This window comes from Methylophaga pinxianii (genome assembly GCF_020447225.1).
Taxonomy (GTDB): Bacteria; Pseudomonadota; Gammaproteobacteria; order Nitrosococcales; family Methylophagaceae; genus Methylophaga; species Methylophaga pinxianii.
In genome coordinates this window covers 1-301 of the sequence record NZ_JAJAEO010000023.1, presented here as the reverse complement: position 1 = coordinate 301, position 301 = coordinate 1, and the positions used below count along the sequence as shown (strand labels likewise).

The window sequence follows — 301 nt, the reverse complement described above, 5'->3', positions numbered from 1 at the left end:
GTCCGGCAGTCCGTAACCGATGGTTTTCTTGTAGAAAGGAGAGACCTTCGCAGTCGGTGCCTTCTTCTTGTGCTTCGTGGTGTAGAGCATTCGTGCCCGCATCACCTCGAAGGAGTAACCGCGCCCTTCACGGTTCTTGTCCTTGGCCAGTCGGTTGATGGACTCCGTGTAAGCGTTGGTGACGGGCATGTCCGTCTCGAAGTAGGTCATGGTCTCTTCGCGCCAGTTTCCCACTGCCCTGACCAGATCGCTCCAGACTTCCTTTTGGCCCTTCGGGATGGTGGCTATCCACTCGTCCAGG

The 301-nt window shown here is 57.1% G+C and carries 1 protein-coding gene; it reads right to left on the bottom strand.

The features are described from left to right. Positions 1-301, bottom strand: a 301-nt coding sequence (locus tag LGT40_RS00105; protein ID WP_226343089.1) for a transposase, incomplete at both ends; no start/stop codon positions are given.